The organism is Pseudomonas sp. Pseusp18 (assembly GCF_059506005.1).
This window is the reverse complement of record NZ_CP169240.1, coordinates 3866827-3885105: the sequence shown is the minus strand read 5'-3', so window position 1 is coordinate 3885105 and position 18279 is coordinate 3866827. Positions and strand designations below refer to the sequence as shown.

Below are 18279 nucleotides of genomic sequence, written 5' to 3'. Positions count from 1 at the left end.
AACGACATTGAAAATAGCTTTCGGCGTCCTGCTGTTCACCTGGCTGACTTCTATCGCACTCGCTGACGAGAACCCTGTCGGCTTCCAATCTTCCACACTGGCGGACTCGCACAATGACCGCTCACTGGAGATGGTCGTTTGGTACCCCAGTGCGACTACCGCCGCCACGCAGTTGATCGGCGATGATGTGGTGTTTGTCGGTGCTTCTGCCGTTCGTAACGCGCCGCCCGCTGCTGGCAAGCATCCATTGTTGGTGCTCTCCCACGGGTACAGGGGGAACTGGAGCAACCAGATCTGGCTTGCCAGTGCTCTGGCCCATAGGGGTTACATCGTCGCCGCGATCAATCACCCTGGCACCACCACTCATGACCGTAGCCCTCAAGCGGCGGCGCAGTTATGGCAGCGGCCCGTTGATGTGCGTCGAGCCATTGATAGCGTCACGACTCAACCTGAAAAATTCGGCTTGGTCGCCAATGACCGAATTGCAGTAGTGGGCCATTCACTCGGTGGCATGACCGCCTTGGAGATCGCCGGTGCTCGTTTCGATCCAGACCGCTTCGCCCATGACTGCAAAGCCCACCCGCAGCTAGCAAGTTGCACCGTCTATGGAAAGATAAACCCTGCAAGTACCTCAGAATCAAAGGCCGCGTTGGCCGCCGATTTGCGCGATAAACGCGTCACTGCCGTGGTTACATTGGACATTGGCCTTTCACGGGGCATGACCGATGAAAGCCTGGCGGCGCTGCCGGTACCAACGCTGGTGATCGCTGCCGGCGTACCGTCGCACGACCTTCCTGCTGAACTGGAGTCTGCCAACCTGGCCAAACGCTTGCCTGCGGCGTCAAGCCGTTACGTCGAAATCAGCGACGCAAGCCATTTCAGCTTCTTGTCGATGTGCAAACCTGGCGCGCAGAAACTGCTCGAAGACGATGTACCAGGCGATGGCATTATTTGCCTGGATGGCGACGGCGGTCGCTCACGTGGGGTGATTCAACAGCAGATCACATCGCTGATAGCAGAATTTCTTCAGTCATCCTACAAAGAAGAAAGTTTATAAACTCGTGCTAAGGGAACTGCTGCAGCTCAACAAAAAACCGCTGTAGCAGTTTTAACGTCCGCGCAATCTGTCAGATCGGTTGGGCAGGGAAGTGGGCTCTGGGGCGGAAGCGGTCGGTCGTGAAGGCTACGTAGATCAGCTCTCAGCGCAAGTGATTGAGTCCTGACCGGCTTCAGCCGCCAGCTTCAATCGGTCAGCTTTACTAATGTATTTAGTCTTGCTTTTCGGTGCCAGTTTGGCGCTGGCCTTTTTGGCGTTAGCCTTTAATAACTGATTTATTTTTTTACGACGATTCATATTTTCTGCTCGGTTTGTCAGTGCTTGAATGATACCAGCTTAAAATTTCAGGTAAAAATTGATACCGGTGCGGCGGCCTGCGAATTCCACTCCGTCCGCAATGGCCATTGCGGCGGGAACTTCAGGGTACCGGCCATGTCAATGGGGGCCCTGTGTCGCAGATGCCGAGCAGTGCTGGTGGCCTGTTTTACGACAGTGCCGTCCGAGATCAGCCGAGTCCGCCCCCTGATGCCAACCAAGATTTTTCTGCCGAGTCTCCTCCTGGCGTTCTGCGTCGTCACGTCGCTTTGTTCGGTTGCTGCCGAGCGAAGGGCGCCCTCGCAAAGCAACAGCGCATCAACCACCCTGATCGAAACCGCCTCGCGGCAGTATGGAGATGGCCAGTTGGACCAAGCCGCTGCCACGCTGGAGCGTGCCCTGCATATCCAGCCAAACAATCCCGCGACGCTGCATTATCTCGGTGTGTTGCGTCTTCAGCAGGGGCAGTACCAGCAGGCTGAAACGTTGGCGGTGCGCTCGAACATGAGAGTCGGTAGCAACGCAGCGTTACGCAACCGCAACTTCCAATTGATCCAGGCGGCGCAGCAGGCCAACGCATCGAGCACCTCACCCAACGCCAAAGAAGAGGACCAGGTTGCAGTACAGAAGGGGCTCGAAGAGGAGGCCCAAAGGCTCCGCGAAGCAGAAATGGCCGCTACTGAACAAGCCGCTCCGGATACTGGGCGCGATGCTGGCAACTTCGCTCGCGCAATGCCCGAAGGAGAATTGCAATCGGCTTCCGCCGAGCCAGCGCCCGCGTACGATGGAGTTGAGATTCCCCGCGGCCATTGGCCGCCTCCGGGTAAATGCCGAATCTGGTTTCCTGATCGCCCGCCCGGGCATCAGCCCCCACCCGGCAAATGCAAGAAGCTGCGGCATCGGGTTCCGTCGGGAGCCTACCTGGTGCGCGGTTGAGTTTCCGAGTGGCCTTCTGGCTGGTCGGCGACGGTCCAGCTACGACCGTCGCGTTGAATGGTCAGACTTCCGTCTCGTGGCGTCGCACTAGCGACGATAGTAGCGGTGATCGTCCTCGTAGCGGTGCCGCATGGGCCGATCATCGTGGCGCTCCCAATAACGATGGCGTTCAGCTTCTCGACGGGCTTGCTCTCTGCGCCACTGTTCTCTACGCCATTCGTCTCGGCGCCAATCGTCTCTACGATCGTGCCAACGGCCGTCATGCCAGTATCGGTCGTCATGGGCCAGCAAGGGGCCTGGCTGTTTGCCAGCCATACTGGCCAAGGTTGGCCAAGGGTTGCCGGCGGCCTCGACCGGAGCCTGAACGGCTGCCACTTCAGTTGTGAAAACAGGGGTTGAGGTCTTCATTTGTGTTGCCGATGCGGAGCCCACTGCCGCGAACGCGAACAGGCCGAAGAGCACCATCCGTGGGTCATGGAATTTCATGAGCGAAGACAACCTCTGATTGACAATGGACGTGTGGCCATCTGACTGCGGGAAGCCTGCGAGGTCGCGCTTACCGAGGATGTGCCTGTCCACATAGACCGATAAAAAGAGAAAAGTTCTAGGATAGCGCTGCTTAAATAGCCGGCGACCTAATTGTTCGGTCTCTTTGAGGTTTGCTATCTGGTGTCGGCTTCTGGTTGTTAACTGCCTGCCAAGAACTGTCATAAGCGTCCCATTCATGGCTTGACGGTCGCTTGTTGCTCACGTTCCCAGGGCCTGATCCGCGCTTTTTCGCCTCACCTGCCACTTTCGCCACACTCGGCGTGGATCTAAAGTCAGGGGGCGCATCCTCAGGGGACTTCCAGTCATGTACAGCTCGCTTGCCATACCGAGCACCGCTCGCCAATTGCATGACCGGATCTATGCTGGCGAGATCATTCGCTTCACTGACCTGCAGCCCATGAAGGCCCTGGTGGAATATACGCGTGCGTTCCTCGAAGACGCGCTGCATCCCTGGTCGCCGCAACAGATCCATCGCCATTTGAGCCACCCTGAGCAGACTGAGCGCTTTGCGAAAATTCAGAACGACTTCGCAGGCTCGGCTGAGGTCCGGCGGCGCTGGCAGGACGTCGTGCAAAGTCTTGGCATCGCCCCCGATACCCTGGCGTGCGATCGCCTGCATTTGCGTTTTCAGCCACATTGCGAGCCAGAGCAGTCGACACCGCGTGCCCGCACGACGGCCACCATCGCGTTTCACCGCGATACCTGGGGGTCGAATATCTATGCACAAACCAACTGGTGGGCGCCCATCTATCCCATCGCGGCAGGGCGTACCGTCGCCTTGTATCCAGGCCTCTGGCGGCGGCCGCTGGGTAATTCGAGCGCAGATTTCGACATGCGCGCCATTCTGCAGCGATCCCATCGAGACGGCCGCAATGCCGTGGATGCCGACGAAGCCATTCCACATCTGTTGGAAGCGATCGACCCGCAGGAGGGGATTGCCGTCGATATCGCTCCGGGGAGCCTGATCGCTTTTTCCGGGGCTCATGCCCATGCCGGCGTTGGCAATAGTACCGGGCTGACACGCATCTCTTTCGAGACCCGATCAATACTGATCGCCGACCTGTTGGCCGGATTGGGAGCGCCCAATGTCGATGGTCACGCGCCGTGGAAGACTATTGGACTGTTTCGCCGAATGAACGATGCGCAACGCCTGAACGAGATCCTTGGCTGCGGCTTTATCGAGCCTTATCTGCGGTCAGCAGAGCCCTGACGCTGGCGCCGGTAGTCGTTTGGGGAAAGACCGGTGTGCTTGCGGTGAAGCCATTGCCGCGGTCCGGAAAAGAAACCGCGGCGACCGACCGATCAGGCGGCGGGGAGCAGGCCTTTCTGTCTGGCGACATGAGTCGCCATGGCGTCCATCAACTCCGGGGACAGGCAGTCATAGGGTTCCAGGCCGATCGAGCGCAAGCGCTCGCGGATAGCCTTCATTTGCGCTGGCGGTGTGCCGGTTTCGATGATGGAGGACACGAACGCCGCGAATCCCGGCGCAGCCCATCCGCTCTGTGGCGAAAGCTCGGTGTGGACGAAGTCCAGGCCATAAAACGCATGGTCCTTGTTCTCGATGCGCCCAAAGAGATGGGCGTGACACTGCTTGCAGGCGTGGCGTTGGATGGTGGCGGATTCGTCGACAATCTCCAGTTTTTCGCCGTGGGCAATGACGCTGACCTTATCTCGAGGCACCACGGCGATAACGGCGAATGTCGCGTTTTTGGGTTTCCAGCATTTGCTGCAGCCGCACGCGTGGTTATGCAGAGTTTGTGCGTCGATCTTGATCTCGACCTTGTCGGTCGCACACAGGCATTGCAGGGTGCCACCTGTGAAATTCGCGGCGGCGGGTTGGATACCATTGTCCAGTGAAGGGTGAAGTTGCAAGGTGCTCATGCTGGCGTCTCCGTTTCAGGGTGTCGGACAAAAGTCCCTGGGGCCGTGCCCCAGACCCGGTAATTCATCGGAACTCGATGACGGCGCGGATCGATTTGTCTTCATGCATCAGATCGAACCGCGGCGGATTTCGAAAAGGACACAGTGCATAAACGAGTGACCTCCTTCGGTGCGACCGGTTGGTTACCCAGATCAAGAATAGTCTGCAACGGACCACTGGCTGCCAGTCAATTGTGTCCAAAGAATCAGGGACAATTCATAATGCTGTCCATCTCCACTAACACCTCCAAGATCGACACCCATGCCTGAAGAGTTCGAAGTCCCCAGCCCACACGAGCAACACATTGAGCACACCACCCATCATGCGCATGCACAAGGCGACAGCTTTGCCAGCAAGATTGCGGTGATGACAGCCATCATGGCGACCGTCGGCGCCCTGATGAGCTATCAGGCCGGCTCAACGGAGAATGAGGCGGCCATGGACAAAAACAACGCCGCTATCCAGAAAACCGAAGCCGCCAACGAGTGGAATTATTACCAGGCCAAGTCCAGCCGGCAGAACCTGTCGGATCTGGCAAGCCATCTCCCAGGGCTGGATTCCGCCCATTATGTTGCTGAGGCGCGGCGGTACGGGGAACAGAAGGAGGAGGCGCGCAAGAAGGCTGAAGCATTCGAACAACGGGCAAGAGAGTGGGACGAGAAGTCAGAGCAGGCGTTGCATCAGCATCACCGCTGGGCCCAGGCAATGACAGCGATTCAAATAGCAATTTCACTGGCGGCCATTACCTTGCTGACGCGTAAGGAATGGCTCAAGCGGCTCTCGTTTGGGGCCGCGGGTGTTGGCGTCATGCTGGGTTCGCTGGCTTGGCTGCATATCTGAGCGAGGTGCTCAGAAGTTCACCTGTCGAATGCGACCGCTACTGGTCGATTTCTGCCCTTCACGAACGGCAGAAATCGGCCGATTCTGTTGAAAAAGTCGGATTGCCCAAAACGCTCGAATATTGATGGGCGAAAACACCTCTTTTGCACACTGCTACGTGAAATCCGAGTCCTGAACCTTCTGCTCAAAACACAGATTTCAATCTCAGGCGCGTACTTTTCTGCCGTGGAATCCGAAGCCGAGTTTTTCAACAGAATCGGCCATAAGCGGACGCTCCCGAGTGTCTATATAATCGGCGGATCCCCCCTCCTATTCGACTGAACTATCAACCAAGGGATGGCTGGAATTATCCATTTGAGCCCTCACCTTGCGTGGCGTACTGCCTGTCCACGATTGAAATGCGCGAGCAAAAGAGTTGGAGTCCTCGAACCCCAAAAGAAACGATATCTCCGCGCTCGACATAGCGGTATTGCGCAGGTAATGGCGTGCCAAGGAGTCGCGCAAAGTATCCAGTGTCTGCTGGAACGTAGTCCCTTCGTCACGCAGTCTACGCTGAAGTGTGCGGGTGCTGACCCCTAGTTTTTTACTGATTTCCTTCATCGATACAGCGCCCGCCGGTAAAGACTCAAGCAGCGTACTGCGTACTCGTTCTACCATTCCAGATGTCCTGTCCAGGTCGGACAAACGCTGTCGTAGACTGGGCTCAAAGAACAACCACATCTTATGGTTTTCTGTCAAAAAAGGGCGCTCGACGTCCGCTGCTGCAAATACCACGCTGGCTTTTGGCGCATCAGTTACGGGAACGCCGAAGTAGGCTTGGTACGCATTCAAGTCCGGGCCAAGGGTTGACGGCGATGGCCAGTTCACCTGCAACGGCTGCACAGCGCTACGTGTCGCCAACCTTGCCAGTTGAACAAAGAAGACGAGCTTGAATGCTAAAAACACAGTAGGTGGCTCGGAGGCGTCTAAAAAATCCATAGTGACGGTGGTATGCGAATTAGTACGCACAACCAGAATCACCATGGGCGCGATTAGCCTCACATACTTGGCGATCCGGTCGAGGGCACTGCCCATATTGGCACTGCACAGCGCGGCAAAAAGCTCCGGGTCAAACCAGTCTGACGACATGACCTGAGCAATTTGCAAGGGAGCGGGCAAATCGGCGTTTACAGATTTGGCTTCAGCTTCAATAGCCTCCCAAAGCTTGAAGAAGTTTGCCGAGTCCAGGCGAACGTTCTGTCGCGTAAACAAATCGCCTGGTAATTGTGCGCGACGCAAAACGGGAGCAGTTGCCAGTCCCGCATCTTGCATCAATACCCGCCATCCTGGCCAAACTGAATAGTCCAAAGCTGAGCTGCGCTTACCGATCATGGGAAATGTACTGCACTCATGGGGAGATTTATTTTCAATTTTAGGGCTCAGTTTAGGTCGCCAATCGCGCCACGACAACGGCGGATTGCGCCAGAAATACCAGGAAAAAATTGGCGCCTTTCGAGGTCAAGTTGGCGCGTTAGGCGAGTGCCAACCGTTCATTAGGCGAGCAATGTATGCCTATCTGAGATGTTGAACTGCCCGATCTCGATGATCGCATCGTTATCGAGAAAATACAGAACAAAGCATCTTCTAGATCAAGACGTGTTTTGGGCTTTTCCTCCACTAATGGTAGTCATATGAAAAAGACAGTTTTAATCACCGGTGCCTCATCGGGATTCGGCTTGATGCTTGCCACCAGTCTTCACCAGCAAGGCTTTAACGTCGTTGGCACGAGTCGCAATCCGGAAAAATATTCCAGCACAGTCCCATTCAAATTACTGCGTCTGGATATTGACGACGATATTTCCATTCAGTCGTTTATCGATGAGCTGTTTAAAAACATCAAAGCTTTGGATGTGTTAGTTAACAACGCCGGGTATATGGTGACCGGCATTGCAGAGGAAACACCTGTAGAAGTAGGTCGTCAGCAATTTGAGACAAATTTCTGGGGCACAGTCAAGATTACAAATGCGGTGTTGCCGCAATTGCGTAAACAGAAAAGTGGCCAGATCATCACTATCAGTTCAATGGTGGGATTAATAGGCCCACCTAATCTTTCTTACTATTCGGCATCAAAGCACGCCGTGGAAGGTTACTTCAAATCTCTGCGCTTTGAGTTGAAACAATTCAATATCAACGTCAGCGTGGTTGAACCAGGTTGGTTTAAAACAAATCTGGGGCTGAATGCTCTCTCGGTAACGGATAACAAGATATCTGACTACGACCTTTACCGTAAAAAAGTGAACCTGGTCACCCAAAAGGGGATAGATGAAGCAGAATCTCCGCACGCCGTTGTGAACGCCATCACCAAGCTTATTGATACGAAAGAGCCTAAGTTCAGTAATCCTGTGGCGAAGATGTCTGGCATGATTTTGTTTCTTCAGAGCTACCTGCCCAAAATATTTGAAAATGCAATATTCAAAAGCATTGCATCAGGTAAGAAGTTATAGGAGGCATATGCAGCTCTGCTTTTGTCGATTCATATGCGCTTAGCTAGCGAGAACTAACTTATGAAATATTATCTTTGTAAGTACATCCCGCCACGTGCGGACTTTCTGGCAACAATGACTGTCGAGGAGCGTCAGTGGATGACTCAACATGGCAGTTATCTGAACGAGCTTCTTGAACAGGGAGTGGTCGTTGCCCACGGCCCGGTGATTGATCCCGGTGGCAGCTACGGTGTTTCGCTGTATCAAATTGAGGATGATCGGGATATTGCAGCAATCACATCGCAAGACCCTATCGTAAAGAACGGATTTGGGCACTACGAACATTACGCGATGCTTCATTTGAAAGCGCGCGGGTGAGTTGTGAATTACCACGTCGCTGAACTGTTTTATCGAAGTTATTAACTTTACACTCAGCTGTGCTGTCGCCAGTTGATTTACAAATGCCGACAACAGGAAATACAGACATGACAACTGCACTTATCACTGGCGCATCGAGTGGCATTGGTTCTGTTTATGCCCGCAGGTTTGCCGCTCGTGGTCATGACCTTGTTCTCGTCGCGCGCGCGACCGACAAGCTCAACATTCTTGCCACTGAGTTACATGACCAACATGGTGTTTCCATCGAAGTCATTACTGCTGATTTGACTGACAGCGTTCAAATCGAGCCCGTACTTCAACGGCTGCGCTCAGAACCGCCGATTGATATTCTCGTCAATAATGCAGGGGCCGCATTAATGGGAGATTTTGCCACGGCCGACTCCGCCGACATGTACAAGTTACTGCGACTGAACGTCCTTGCCCCAAGCTTACTGACGTCAGCCGTCATTGGAGGGATGGTGCAACGTGGCAGCGGTTCGATCATCAATATCGCGTCAGTGCTGGCGCTTCTGCCTGAATACTCCCACGGCATCTACGCGGCCACAAAGTCCTATGTACTGACGCTTTCGCAGAGCCTCGCGGCAGAAGTCACGTCGAAGGGCGTGTACGTTCAAGCCGTACTGCCTGCAGCTACGCGTACAGAAATTTACGAACGTGCGGGTGGCGACATCAGCAAGGTGCCCGACGTCATGGATGTTGATGATCTTGTGGATGCGGCACTGGTAGGTTTTGATCGTAAGGAGTTGGTCACCATTCCACCTGTGCCTGACGTTGCGGCATGGGAAGCTTTCGAGCGTGAACGCGGGCTCTTGGCACAAGGTTTCAGCAACGCCCAACCCGCAGCACGCTACCGCTCTTAAAAAGTGTGGTGACGCCGAGCGAATGTGTTGTCATCAACCAGCCTCGAAGGTCACTCCTTAACCTTCGAGACGGTGTCACCGTGTCTGCTGATCATTGCCCTTCGATGAACGTCCGGTCTTGGCCAGTTCCCTTCGATACCGGCCATTTATCGCTGCCGACCGGATCTCTGGCGAAGTATAAGAAGCCGCCCCCGGCAGCCCAATCCTCAGAGCGACCTGCCTAAGCGCCATACCTCTAACTTCGCAACCCCCTCAAAGCAACCGTTCAATGGCAGAATCTCCTCAACTTGATCGTTTTGGAGAACACCATGCTTCGTGCGTTTGAACGAAGGCTCGACCCTTTTCCTCCTGACGAGGTACCACCGCCACCCGACGGTCTGGCTCGCTTCCTGTGGGCCTGTACGCGGGGTGCTCGCGGTTACATTCTGGTGTTTGCGCTGCTCAGTGCCGGTGTGTCGATTTACGAAGCCTGGTTGTTTTCCTTCCTCGGGCAGGTCGTGGACCTGCTCTCGACCTGGCAAGCAGGCAGTGAAGCGGCTGCGCAGGAAAGTCGCGTGTTGTGGGGCATGGGCATCGTCATGGTGACCAGCGTCGGGCTAGTCGCGTTGCGCACTATGGTGCAGCACCAGATATTGGCGATTAACTTGCCGTTGCGGCTGCGCTGGGACTTCCATCGCTTGATGCTGCGGCAAAGCCTTTCGTTTTTTTCCGATGAGTTTTCCGGCCGGGTCACTACCAAGGTGATGCAGACTGCGCTGGCGGTGCGCGACATGCTATTCACCCTGATCGAGATCGCCCCCGGGATCGGGGTGTATTTCATCGCGATCATCGCACTGGCCGGCGGTTTCGCCCTGAAACTGATGCTGCCTTTCATTGCCTGGGTCGTGTTGTTCGGGCTGGCCATGTGGTACTTCGTGCCCCGCCTGGGGAAAGTCGGGCAGGAACAGGCCAATGCGCGGTCGATGATGACCGGGCGTATCTCGGATGCCTACACGAACATCACGACGGTGAAGCTGTTCTCCCACTCCAATCGTGAAGCGCATTTCGCGCGTGCAGCGATGGAGGATTTCAAACAAACCGGCTTTCGCCAGATGCGCCTGGTCAGCCAGTTCGAGATCGTCAACCAGGCATTGGTGGTGGCATTGATCATGGCAGCAGGGGGTTATGCCCTGTGGCTATGGCACCAGGGTGAGGTCGGCGCAGGTGCCGTGGCGGCCATCACCGCCATGGCGTTGCGTATCAATGGCATGTCGCACTGGATCATGTGGCAAATGACCTCGCTGTTCGAGAGCATAGGCACCGTGCAGGATGGCATGGCAACCCTTACCCGCGGCCCAAAGGTGCAGGATGCGCCGGACGCTGGCGTCCTGGTGACCTCCGGTGGGGCGGTCACCTTCGATAAGGTGAGCTTCAACTACAGTGGCGAACGCCAGGTGCTCGATGGCCTGAGCCTGCACATCCGTCCGGGCGAAAAAATCGGTCTGGTTGGCCGCTCTGGCGCTGGCAAATCCACGCTTATCAACTTGCTGCTGCGCTTTTATGACGTCGACAGCGGGGAGATTCGCATCGATGGCCAAAACATCGCACAAGTGACGCAAGACAGCCTGCGCGGCGCCATCGGCATGGTCACGCAGGATACCTCCCTGCTGCACCGTTCCATTCGCGACAACATCGCCTACGGCCGCCCCGATGCAACCGACGCGCAAATCCGCAGCGCCGCGGCCAATGCCCAGGCCGACGAGTTCATCAGCCAACTGAGCGACCGGCAAGGCCATACCGGTTACGACACCCTTGTGGGTGAGCGCGGCATCAAGCTGTCGGGCGGCCAGCGCCAACGCGTCGCGATTGCCCGGGTGATGCTCAAGAACGCCCCGATCCTGCTTCTTGACGAGGCCACCAGCGCACTGGACTCGGAAGTCGAAGTGGCCATACAGGAAAGCCTCGATGAAATGATGCAGGGCAAGACTGTGATCGCCATCGCCCATCGACTGTCCACCATTGCGGCCATGGACCGGCTCATCGTCATGGACGGCGGACGCATCATCGAACAGGGCACCCACACCGAATTGCTCGGGAAGAACGGGATTTATGCGCGGCTGTGGCAGCATCAAAGCGGCGGGTTTCTGGGTGAGGATCAGGACGTTGTCGAGGCTATGGATCAGGTGTGAGCGTGAAGAGGGTGCAGCAGGCCAGTTGCGTCAACGGATTTCCAGACTCGATAGGGGAATCAGGTGGACCGACGTGACGAGCAAGGAAAATTGGCGCACCTGCACGCCGGGCTTTACTCAACAGGTTATTCAGCGTGTCTAGGCTCTGTACGAAAAGTCTTGAGACGAAGGTCAGGCAAGGCGAAAACAGCCGAGGAACGGCCGGGGTCGCGCTCGACTGTACTGGAGTACATGAGCATTCCGAGGCTGTTTTCAACGCAGCATGAGCGAGTATCAAGGCTTTTCGTACAGAGCCTAGAAACCCGGGCAATCTCGCGGACGGCTGCCCAGCGGACAGGTTCCCGAAGAACAGCGACCGGATGCCAGCATCCGGTCGCTGTCGTGAAGGGTTACGCTAGGCAGGCATCAAGCACTTTTAGTTTTGTAATATTCGTCGGAGCGCACCCATTTCCCGAGGTCTACCTTCCTCCAGTCGGGTGTGACCGCACTGGATAGCGCCCCTGGGCCCGTCCGTGATGTATCGATGGTTTCTATGTCGGAAAACGAAGCCGTGTCGCGCCGACCTTCATAGACAGTGCTTCTCAGCACAAACGTCCCGTTCTTCTCATCGATGCTTTCCAAGATGCCTTGAACAGCCAGAGGGTTCCCACCTCCGGTCTTTGTCTTACGCCAAACGAGCAGGTACTGGTTGAGTGACTGCTTGAGCTCGGCCGCCACCTGAGCACGGGTGACGTACTCATTGACATAAGCATCACAGGCTTCCCTGACGGGGCTGGTGATATTTATGATCTGCCGCTCCTTGTTGTAGTAATCCTGATAGGGATCCAGCCCGACCTCTTCGGAGGCATAGATAGAGCTCTGGCTTGCGAGGTGGTCGTAGGCGTCGGCGTAGGCCATTTCGGCGGCGGCAGCATCGGCAATGGAGTCGCTGCTGTTTTTGCCGGGTGCCACTTTGGCTGCGTCGTCGGCTACGGATTTGATGGCATCAGTGAGGAGGTTGTTACCTGCATTCTGGGCCTCACGGTGGGCGGCATGGGCTTGCTCGTAGGCGGTATAGGCCGCTTCAAGAGTTTCGTTATCTGCGTTCGCTTCATGGGCAGCTTCGAGTGCCTTGCGGGCTTTGTCGAAGGCGACTATCGGCGCGCCCTGGTCGAGAGCGACGGTAAACACCCCCCAGACCAGTGCATACACCTGGGCATCCCGCAGCGCCCGCGCCACATCAGGGTCTGTAGCGCTGTCCTTTTTTTCGGTGATGGTAGAGAGGCGATTCTTTACCGCGTCGTAGGTTTTGCAGTCGCGAATACTTGAAAGCAACGTATCCAGTTCTGTAGCCATAAAAACGGACTCCTTGTCCGATCAAATTGGAAAGACGCTGACACATCTGTGTGCCAGCCTGTCCATGTATAGGCCACCTTTTGAGAGGCCGCCACCTCCAATATGTTTTTTTCTTACAATGACTTACAGCTGATTGAGCGGTAGATGTAGATGCGCAATTCAAGTCCCTGCCGCCGAGCAGTGGGCTCGGAAAAACCTTGCAGGCAATTGAACGATACCTGGCGACAAAGGCATCGGTGTCGCTTGCCTGCTCGGACAGTCCGTCGGGGTCAGCTCATCTCTGGAACGAGGTGGCTCATGAACGTCAGGTTTTCAATAGCGTGCATGTACCCAGAGAATCTGGGATCTCCATCGTTGAATGCCTTTGCCACTTTTTGTGCGTTCTCAAGACTGTCCCACATGGCTAAGTCCGCGAAGATTCGGTCGTCGCCCATAGGGCAGTAAGCGCGGTACTCGATCAAACCCGGGAAGCTCTTTAACGTTTCACGAAGCCCGGCGCGGAGCGTGGGCACTTGCGCAACGCATTCCTGTTTGACCTGGAAAATGGCTAGTTCGAGTACATGAGGGGAGCACTGCATAGGGATGACCTTCTGTGTGTTAGGAAGTCCCTATTGTCAGTGCCTCATACTGACAGCGTAGTGTCAGTCGTGGTGATCGCTTTCCACTGGCTTGCCTGGTGCTTCATATACGCTTGGAGATCAAGGGCAGGATTGCCGGGTGAGGGTTGTTGGGCAATGGCGATGGTGGCTATGCGATCGACCCGGAAATCGCGGTAAGCCGCCTTGGTACTGCACCAACTTCCAACCGTCCACTTTCCCCCCCAGTAAAAAAGGCCAAGAGGGGAAATGAGACGTTGCGAAACCACACCTTCCAAACTGGTATACGTTATCTTCAGCGCCTGAGCATTTTCGATGGCATTTCGAAGGGTTGCCAGATGGCCACGCGTCGCGGACGGTGTGGTTCCAAGCGCCCTGATTTTTGCCGTGCTGGGGTCAACCTTGTGATGGACCATGGACGCTGAGATTTTGCTCAACAACATCCTTGCAGCAGCACTTAGATCGTTATCGGCAGAAGCTGAAAGCATTTCCATCCCGAGTATCAATGCATCCAGTTCGAGCCTGTTCAACGTTAAAGGCGGCATCTCAAAATCGGCATCCAAGGCATACCCCACGCCAGCGGTACCATAGATTGGGATTCCGCTGAAGGAGAGGTCGTCGATGTATCGATAGATTGAGCGAACGGAAACGCCAATTCGGCTAGCCAGTCGTTCAGCGGAGATTGGCTGATGGACACGAATCAGATTGACCAACTGAAATAAGCGATCAGCTTTACGCATCAGGTGCGCTCAACTGACAGCCCTTTGCAAGCTCAAAGGCCTGCCCTACGCCCTTTCGGGCCACCAGGGCATTATGTTCCGTCAGTGGAAATGGCATCCATAAACTCCTGTTATCGGCCTCTTCCTACATGCAAACTAACCGCTTCGGGTGACATTTTCCTAGGGTTTGTAAGAAAAGTAATGTCGCAAACACCGCACGGCACAGGCCAATGAGACCATCGCGGCAAAACTTTTCGCGAGCTTGTCGAAGCGCGTAACGATGCGGCGATTCTCCATCAACCATCCGAACATGCGCTCGATGATGTTGCGCTGTCGGTATTTGGGGCGATCAAACAGCCTGGGCAAACCCGGTCGAGGCTTGCGCTTCATGCTTCGCAACGGGATCATTGGCTGCATCCGATAACGATCGCAGTAACGGCGCAAGGCCTCGGCGTCATAGCCCTTGTCGGCCAGCAGCCATCGACAGCGTTTGCGGGGACGGCCGCGCAGACTGGGGATGTAAGCCTCATCCAGCAGCGGTTGGGCATAGGCGATATCGCTGGCCTGCCCGCCTGAAAGTAGGAAGTGCAAAGGCACGCCATTGGCATCACACAGCATGTGAATCTTTGTCGTCAGGCCGCCCCGGCTGCGTCCAAGCGCGTGGTCTTTCGGTTCTTCAGGCCCCCTTTTTTCCCGGCGCCTGATGAGGCTCGGGTTGCACGCACAGCAGTGGAATCGATCATCCAGGTGTCCAGGTCGATCAAGCCTTGCTCGTTGAGTCTGATATGGAGGCGTTTGAGCAATTGATAGAAGACGCCGCGGTTGCGCCAATCACGAAAGCGCTGATAAACCGTCGACCAGGGCCCGAAGCGCTCCGGCATGTCTCGCCAAGCGGCGCCTGAGCAGAGCACCCATAGGATGCCATTGAGCATCAAGCGATTATCTACCCTTGGGCGGCCACCGCGCCGGGCTTCGATGAAGAGGTCTGCAACCAATTCCCAGGCTGCGTCGGGGAGTTCATACCGTTTGACCATCGTGGGCTCCTGCCTTTGATGGACGCGGACTCTACTGAATCCCGACGCATACGGGGTTCAAATGAGTTTCAGCTGATTTCGTACAGAGCCTAGCAGCGCTTCGCCAGCCCCCGGTTTATCCGGACCATGAAACAACCCAACCTGCATATCGAGAATCAGCAGTGCATACATAATGCTTTTCCTTGCGTTTGGACCAGCGACACAAGGGCAAAAGAAAAGGCCCTATCCATCACTGGCGGGCCTTTGAAGTTCGTGTGTTATTGGCTCACGACACCTCTCACGACCCGCCTCTGGCGGTCGTGGTAGTCGTGGTCAAGGCAATTCGTGGCTGATTCATGAAGCTGACAGTAGCTGCACGGCACCGGGTTGGCAAATGAGCGCATGAAGGTGAAGACTGATTCACGATCGTTAAGGTTCGCGTTTGGCCGATAGCCGTCCACGACGAAGCGCAACTATCGGCCCTGGATCGAAAACGCGGTCAGCACAACGACTTCTGGTAATAGAGCCGGGTATGTCCCGGTGGATAGTCTGCCAGGCGTCCGAATTCGGAGTAACCAAGTTTTTGATAAAAACCGGGAGCCTGAAAGCTGAAGGTCTCCAGCCAGATACCAATGCAGTGTTTTTTCTGCGCAACTTCTTCGGCCATGCGCATTAGCCGTTCTCCGATGCCCTGACCACGCATTGACTCGGGAACGCTGACTAGATCGATGAGCAGCCATCGATAAGAGATCTTGCCGTACAGCCCACCAATAACTTCGTTACTGTCAGCGTCTCGTAGCAACAGAGCAAAAGTTTCATAGGCGTCGTCTCCACCGTTGGCCAGGTTATGGGCCAGCAATGGGGTCAAAATGCCTAGTCGCTCTGCTTCTGTCGCATTTTCCGAAAGCTGGATTTCTACAGACATGGCGCTCTCCCTGAGCAGTGAGTAATTGGGTCAACAAGGTATGATTCTTAAGTCCTGCGCGTGGAGCAATACTCCACAATGAGTTGAGTGACCGCTACCACAATCGCCTGATCCGCTTCAGGAGCGCTAAACAACCGAAACTGCGCATCGGGCAAGTCCGGCAACCCTTGTTCTGCGCCAAGAACCGCCAACCCTTGCCCCAACTGGCTGACTGGCATGGGTGCTACTGCGAAGCCAGCCAGTGCCGCTGCTCGCAATCCGGCCGCGCTGCTGCACAACATCGCCGTTCGTTGGGCGATCCCTGCCCGAGCCAGCTGCGTCAGGGCTACCTCGCGATAAGGGCACGGCTCGGGGAACAGGGCCAGCGGCAACGGCGTCGGTAACTGGGTGACGGGTTGCGCCGACCAGGCCCACACCAGCGGTTCTTGCCACAGCAGCAGCCCCGTGTCGCTGGTTTCGCACAGAGAACCGATGACCAGTTCCAGATGCCCTTGTTTCATCGAGGCCAGCAACGTGCCCGGAATGCCCACCTGCACGTCGATCTCCATCCCCGGGTACTGCGCCGCGAAATCCTGAAAAGTCCGCATTAATCGCGATTCGACAAAGTCTTCGGATACCCCGATCCGCAGTCGCCCGTGAAACGGCGTGCGTGTCAGTTCTGCCCAGGCATCACGGTTCAGCGCGAGGATGGTGCGTGCATAAGCCACCAGGCGTTCGCCATCGGGCGTCAGTTGCTGGGAACGGGTAGTACGCCTCAACAGGGGTTTACCAATCTGTTCTTCCAGTCGCCGCACATGCCCACTGACCGCAGACTGGGTCAGGTGCAGCTTCTCGGCTGCACGGCTGAAGCCTTCTTCATCGACGACCGTGACAAATGTCTTGAGCAGCAGAGCATCGAACATAGTTTAATCTGTGATTAATAGATGATTTATTTGCGATTTATATTCTAAATAAAACTATGTTGCAATGTTCATCGCCCCCATCTCCCACTACCCGAGGCGTGCCATGACTACTCTTCTGCATATCGAATGTTCCCCGCGCAAACAGCGCTCGGCCTCCCTTGAAGTCGCCCGCAGCTTCATTGCACGCTATCAGGAAAACACCCCGGACACCGAAATCATCACCCTCGACCTTTGGAACATGGCGTTGCCGGAATTCAATGATCTGGCCATGGAGGCCAAATACGCCGGACTCAATGGCACGTCCTTGACCCCGGGGCAAGAAGACGCCTGGAACACCTTGAAGGATCTGGCCGCGCATTTGCACAGCGCTGATGTGCTGGTGATGTCCGTTCCGCTGTGGAATTTCAGCATCCCGTACAAACTCAAGCACTTTATCGACCTGGTATCGCAGAAAGACATCCTGTTCAGCTTCGATCCAGAGCGCGGTCTGGAAGGCATGCTGCACGACAAAACCGCCGTGGTGATGTACGCCCGTGGCCTGGATTTTTCGGCGCAATCGATCACGCCGGCAGAGCGCTTCGACTTCCAGAAGCCCTATGTGGAAGCCTGGCTGAAATTTATTGGTGTGACGGATGTGCACTCGGTGATTGTGGAGAAAACCATCCTGGGGGAAGACGTTGACCTCGGCGCGCGTGAGGTCGCAACTCAGCAGGCCAGGGGACTGGCGGATAGTCTTGGTCGCTGACGCTTCCACTGCACCGTAAGTTATTCAACGCCCAATGGGATATTCAAACCCAGCTTCACGGTGCTCATCGAAACAAGGGTTTTGAAGCGTTTGACGTTATTGTTCTCAAAGAACAACTCGCGGGTCAGGTCGGTGTATTGCTGCATGCTCCGGACCGCGAAGATCAGCACAAAGTCCCACTCGCCAGCGACGTAGTAACACTGCTGCACTTGAGGGCACGCGGCAAAGCTTTGCTTCATGGCATCCAGCAAATCTATGCGCTCGCTCTCGACCTCGACCTCAGCAATGATCGTCAGCGGATGCCCCATGGCCGCTGGCTCGATCACCGCGATGGTCTTCTTGATAACGCCCTCGTCATTCAGGCGTTTCAGACGGCGGTTGACTGCCGCGGAAGACAACGAAACCCGCTTGCCCAGCTCAATCTGAGAGAGCGTTGCGTCTTGCTGTATTTCAATCAGCAACTTGATGTCGAACTCGTCGAGGGTCATTTCTGCATCCTGGTAATTTTATTTCGATTAAGCGCCAATATTTGCAACA

General features: G+C 55.7%; 19 protein-coding genes and 2 pseudogenes. 9 read left to right on the top strand and 12 right to left on the bottom strand.

Annotation, left to right across the window (positions count from 1 at the left end; translation table 11 throughout):
- The first annotated feature begins 7 nt into the window (after nucleotides 1–7).
- Entirely contained in the window at nucleotides 8–1057 is a 1050-nt protein-coding gene (locus ACEN9A_RS17375; RefSeq protein ID WP_258668861.1) for an alpha/beta hydrolase family protein, read from the top strand.
- Nucleotides 1058–1192: 135 nt separating this feature from the next.
- On the opposite strand, the gene ACEN9A_RS17370 is transcribed toward ACEN9A_RS17375, so the two are convergent.
- Complete coding sequence (locus ACEN9A_RS17370; protein ID WP_018930247.1) at nucleotides 1193–1354, bottom strand: DUF2986 domain-containing protein; 162 nt, start codon at nucleotides 1352–1354, stop codon at nucleotides 1193–1195.
- A 228-nt stretch (nucleotides 1355–1582) separates the two neighbouring features.
- On the opposite strand from ACEN9A_RS17370, the gene ACEN9A_RS17365 reads away from it, so the two are divergent.
- Nucleotides 1583–2308 (top strand): tetratricopeptide repeat protein, encoded by a 726-nt coding sequence (locus tag ACEN9A_RS17365; protein ID WP_019648671.1) that lies wholly within the window; start codon nucleotides 1583–1585, stop codon nucleotides 2306–2308.
- Between the two features lie 87 nt (nucleotides 2309–2395).
- Here ACEN9A_RS17365 and ACEN9A_RS17360 read toward each other — a convergent pair whose 3' ends face one another.
- Nucleotides 2396–2794 (bottom strand): hypothetical protein, encoded by a 399-nt coding sequence (locus ACEN9A_RS17360; RefSeq protein WP_081628219.1) that lies wholly within the window; start codon nucleotides 2792–2794, stop codon nucleotides 2396–2398.
- Nucleotides 2795–3161: 367 nt separating this feature from the next.
- Between ACEN9A_RS17360 and ACEN9A_RS17355 the strand changes: the two genes are divergently transcribed.
- Nucleotides 3162–4067 carry a hypothetical protein gene (locus ACEN9A_RS17355; RefSeq protein ID WP_258668860.1) on the top strand — a complete coding sequence of 302 codons (906 nt, stop codon included), beginning with the start codon at nucleotides 3162–3164 and terminating at the stop codon, nucleotides 4065–4067.
- A 92-nt stretch (nucleotides 4068–4159) separates the two neighbouring features.
- Here ACEN9A_RS17355 and gfa read toward each other — a convergent pair whose 3' ends face one another.
- Nucleotides 4160–4738: an S-(hydroxymethyl)glutathione synthase gene (gfa, locus tag ACEN9A_RS17350; RefSeq protein WP_258668858.1), complete on the bottom strand. Its 579-nt coding sequence runs from the start codon at nucleotides 4736–4738 to the stop codon at nucleotides 4160–4162.
- Nucleotides 4739–5039: 301 nt separating this feature from the next.
- Here gfa and ACEN9A_RS17345 point away from each other — a divergent pair, with 301 nt between their 5' ends.
- Entirely contained in the window at nucleotides 5040–5618 is a 579-nt protein-coding gene (locus ACEN9A_RS17345; protein WP_018930261.1) for a DUF4337 domain-containing protein, read from the top strand.
- Nucleotides 5619–5927: 309 nt separating this feature from the next.
- Here the strand turns inward: ACEN9A_RS17345 and ACEN9A_RS17340 are convergent, their stop codons facing one another.
- Nucleotides 5928–6929, bottom strand: a complete 1002-nt coding sequence (locus tag ACEN9A_RS17340; protein WP_019648676.1) for an AraC family transcriptional regulator — start codon at nucleotides 6927–6929, stop codon at nucleotides 5928–5930.
- A 359-nt stretch (nucleotides 6930–7288) separates the two neighbouring features.
- Here ACEN9A_RS17340 and ACEN9A_RS17335 point away from each other — a divergent pair, with 359 nt between their 5' ends.
- The 4 genes from ACEN9A_RS17335 to ACEN9A_RS17320 all read left to right on the top strand — a co-directional run bounded on the left by ACEN9A_RS17335 (nucleotide 7289) and on the right by ACEN9A_RS17320 (nucleotide 11507).
- The gene (locus tag ACEN9A_RS17335) at nucleotides 7289–8101 is read left to right on the top strand and encodes an SDR family NAD(P)-dependent oxidoreductase (protein ID WP_258668857.1); all 813 of its coding nucleotides are present in this window, start codon (nucleotides 7289–7291) and stop codon (nucleotides 8099–8101) included.
- A gap of 60 nt (nucleotides 8102–8161) precedes the next feature.
- The gene (locus ACEN9A_RS17330; protein ID WP_258668856.1) at nucleotides 8162–8458 is read left to right on the top strand and encodes a YciI family protein; all 297 of its coding nucleotides are present in this window, start codon (nucleotides 8162–8164) and stop codon (nucleotides 8456–8458) included.
- A gap of 107 nt (nucleotides 8459–8565) precedes the next feature.
- The gene (locus ACEN9A_RS17325; protein ID WP_413387075.1) at nucleotides 8566–9339 is read left to right on the top strand and encodes an SDR family NAD(P)-dependent oxidoreductase; all 774 of its coding nucleotides are present in this window, start codon (nucleotides 8566–8568) and stop codon (nucleotides 9337–9339) included.
- A 308-nt stretch (nucleotides 9340–9647) separates the two neighbouring features.
- Nucleotides 9648–11507: an ABC transporter ATP-binding protein gene (locus ACEN9A_RS17320; RefSeq protein WP_258668848.1), complete on the top strand. Its 1860-nt coding sequence runs from the start codon at nucleotides 9648–9650 to the stop codon at nucleotides 11505–11507.
- A gap of 22 nt (nucleotides 11508–11529) precedes the next feature.
- Here ACEN9A_RS17320 and ACEN9A_RS17315 read toward each other — a convergent pair.
- The 7 genes and pseudogenes from ACEN9A_RS17315 to ACEN9A_RS17285 form a co-directional block, all read right to left on the bottom strand.
- A pseudogene (locus tag ACEN9A_RS17315) lies at nucleotides 11530–11649 on the bottom strand (cysteine hydrolase); the annotation flags it as partial.
- Nucleotides 11650–11912: 263 nt separating this feature from the next.
- Nucleotides 11913–12842, bottom strand: coding sequence for a hypothetical protein (locus tag ACEN9A_RS17310; protein ID WP_258668846.1), 930 nt, complete (start codon nucleotides 12840–12842; stop codon nucleotides 11913–11915).
- A 622-nt stretch (nucleotides 12843–13464) separates the two neighbouring features.
- Entirely contained in the window at nucleotides 13465–14178 is a 714-nt protein-coding gene (locus tag ACEN9A_RS17305) for a helix-turn-helix transcriptional regulator (RefSeq protein ID WP_413387078.1), read from the bottom strand.
- A gap of 159 nt (nucleotides 14179–14337) precedes the next feature.
- Nucleotides 14338–15191 (bottom strand): IS5 family transposase gene (locus tag ACEN9A_RS17300; protein ID WP_258668842.1). Its coding sequence is split into 2 segments (ribosomal slippage): nucleotides 14338–14843 and nucleotides 14843–15191, totalling 855 coding nucleotides; the frame shifts between segments, so codons are not numbered across the junction.
- 69 nt (nucleotides 15192–15260) lie between these two features.
- Nucleotides 15261–15362 (bottom strand): annotated as a pseudogene (locus ACEN9A_RS17295) (cysteine hydrolase); the annotation flags it as partial.
- 307 nt (nucleotides 15363–15669) lie between these two features.
- Entirely contained in the window at nucleotides 15670–16095 is a 426-nt protein-coding gene (locus ACEN9A_RS17290) for a GNAT family N-acetyltransferase (protein ID WP_258668841.1), read from the bottom strand.
- A gap of 47 nt (nucleotides 16096–16142) precedes the next feature.
- Nucleotides 16143–16997 (bottom strand): LysR substrate-binding domain-containing protein, encoded by an 855-nt coding sequence (locus ACEN9A_RS17285; RefSeq protein WP_258668840.1) that lies wholly within the window; start codon nucleotides 16995–16997, stop codon nucleotides 16143–16145.
- A gap of 103 nt (nucleotides 16998–17100) precedes the next feature.
- On the opposite strand from ACEN9A_RS17285, the gene ACEN9A_RS17280 reads away from it, so the two are divergent.
- Nucleotides 17101–17742: an FMN-dependent NADH-azoreductase gene (locus ACEN9A_RS17280; RefSeq protein WP_258668839.1), complete on the top strand. Its 642-nt coding sequence runs from the start codon at nucleotides 17101–17103 to the stop codon at nucleotides 17740–17742.
- A 20-nt stretch (nucleotides 17743–17762) separates the two neighbouring features.
- On the opposite strand, the gene ACEN9A_RS17275 is transcribed toward ACEN9A_RS17280, so the two are convergent.
- Entirely contained in the window at nucleotides 17763–18230 is a 468-nt protein-coding gene (locus ACEN9A_RS17275; RefSeq protein WP_258668837.1) for an Lrp/AsnC family transcriptional regulator, read from the bottom strand.
- Nucleotides 18231–18279 lie beyond the last annotated feature (49 nt).

Bases quoted from the DNA above. Each gene is read 5' to 3' on its own strand.
- ACEN9A_RS17370 (WP_018930247.1), bottom strand. From the start codon at position 1,354: ATGAATCGTCGTAAAAAAATAAATCAGTTATTAAAGGCTAACGCCAAA.
- ACEN9A_RS17365 (WP_019648671.1), top strand. From the start codon at position 1,583: ATGCCAACCAAGATTTTTCTGCCGAGTCTCCTCCTGGCGTTCTGCGTC.
- ACEN9A_RS17360 (WP_081628219.1), bottom strand. From the start codon at position 2,794: ATGAAATTCCATGACCCACGGATGGTGCTCTTCGGCCTGTTCGCGTTC.
- ACEN9A_RS17355 (WP_258668860.1), top strand. From the start codon at position 3,162: ATGTACAGCTCGCTTGCCATACCGAGCACCGCTCGCCAATTGCATGAC.
- gfa (WP_258668858.1), bottom strand. From the start codon at position 4,738: ATGAGCACCTTGCAACTTCACCCTTCACTGGACAATGGTATCCAACCC.
- ACEN9A_RS17345 (WP_018930261.1), top strand. From the start codon at position 5,040: ATGCCTGAAGAGTTCGAAGTCCCCAGCCCACACGAGCAACACATTGAG.
- ACEN9A_RS17340 (WP_019648676.1), bottom strand. From the start codon at position 6,929: ATGCAAGATGCGGGACTGGCAACTGCTCCCGTTTTGCGTCGCGCACAA.
- ACEN9A_RS17335 (WP_258668857.1), top strand. From the start codon at position 7,289: ATGAAAAAGACAGTTTTAATCACCGGTGCCTCATCGGGATTCGGCTTG.
- ACEN9A_RS17330 (WP_258668856.1), top strand. From the start codon at position 8,162: ATGAAATATTATCTTTGTAAGTACATCCCGCCACGTGCGGACTTTCTG.
- ACEN9A_RS17325 (WP_413387075.1), top strand. From the start codon at position 8,566: ATGACAACTGCACTTATCACTGGCGCATCGAGTGGCATTGGTTCTGTT.
- ACEN9A_RS17320 (WP_258668848.1), top strand. From the start codon at position 9,648: ATGCTTCGTGCGTTTGAACGAAGGCTCGACCCTTTTCCTCCTGACGAG.
- ACEN9A_RS17310 (WP_258668846.1), bottom strand. From the start codon at position 12,842: ATGGCTACAGAACTGGATACGTTGCTTTCAAGTATTCGCGACTGCAAA.
- ACEN9A_RS17305 (WP_413387078.1), bottom strand. From the start codon at position 14,178: ATGCGTAAAGCTGATCGCTTATTTCAGTTGGTCAATCTGATTCGTGTC.
- ACEN9A_RS17290 (WP_258668841.1), bottom strand. From the start codon at position 16,095: ATGTCTGTAGAAATCCAGCTTTCGGAAAATGCGACAGAAGCAGAGCGA.
- ACEN9A_RS17285 (WP_258668840.1), bottom strand. From the start codon at position 16,997: ATGTTCGATGCTCTGCTGCTCAAGACATTTGTCACGGTCGTCGATGAA.
- ACEN9A_RS17280 (WP_258668839.1), top strand. From the start codon at position 17,101: ATGACTACTCTTCTGCATATCGAATGTTCCCCGCGCAAACAGCGCTCG.
- ACEN9A_RS17275 (WP_258668837.1), bottom strand. From the start codon at position 18,230: ATGACCCTCGACGAGTTCGACATCAAGTTGCTGATTGAAATACAGCAA.